This window comes from Halomonas flagellata (genome assembly GCF_022487945.1).
In the GTDB taxonomy this organism is placed as follows: domain Bacteria; phylum Pseudomonadota; class Gammaproteobacteria; order Pseudomonadales; family Halomonadaceae; genus Halomonas; species Halomonas flagellata.
This window is the reverse complement of record NZ_JAKVPY010000113.1, coordinates 1-612: the sequence shown is the minus strand read 5'-3', so window position 1 is coordinate 612 and position 612 is coordinate 1. Positions and strand designations below refer to the sequence as shown.

Genomic DNA, 612 nt, shown 5'->3' with positions numbered 1-612 from the left:
GAGCTTTGGCGCGGGGTCTATGTCAATTCCTTAAAAGTGGTTTTGCCCGAACAGTTCAAAATACGAAACAGTGAGCAGCGGGTTTCCTTTCAGGCCGCCGATATGCTCATAGACGGCATGGGGGTCTCCGGGTATTTCTCCGTGGACAACCTCTTGCCCCTTAATGAAGGGGAAGCCTCCGGCTGGCAGTTCTCGGTCGACCATATCGAAGCGGATTTTGTGGCCAACCAGCTCACCGGCGCCGGTTTTAACGGGCAATTGGTACTCCCGGTCACCAAAGAGGTTACCACTGAAGAGCTGCAAAAGGCGGATACCATGGCCATCAGAAAAAAAGCCCTGGCCTACGGGGCCATCATTGACCCGGTAAACGAAGAATACATCCTCTCGGCAGGCTTGCAGGAGCATTTATCCTTTGATGTGTTCAAGGCCAAGGCCAACCTGGAGGCCAACTCCTATGTGGAACTGAAAACAAGGGAAGGGCGTTTCCGTCCTAAAGCCATCTTGCACGGAAGCCTGGACATCGCCGCCAGTAACAGCGATGACCCCGATAAAAAGACAGCGGATTTTAAAGGGATCGTTTTTGAGCACCTGCAATTACAGACCGAAAGCCCC

1 protein-coding gene is annotated in these 612 nt (G+C 52.9%); it reads left to right on the top strand.

Features of this window, described 5'->3' with window-relative positions; all coding sequences use genetic code 11:
* Positions 1 to 612, top strand: a 612-nt coding sequence (locus MKP05_RS21410) for a hypothetical protein (protein WP_240570153.1), incomplete at both ends; no start/stop codon positions are given.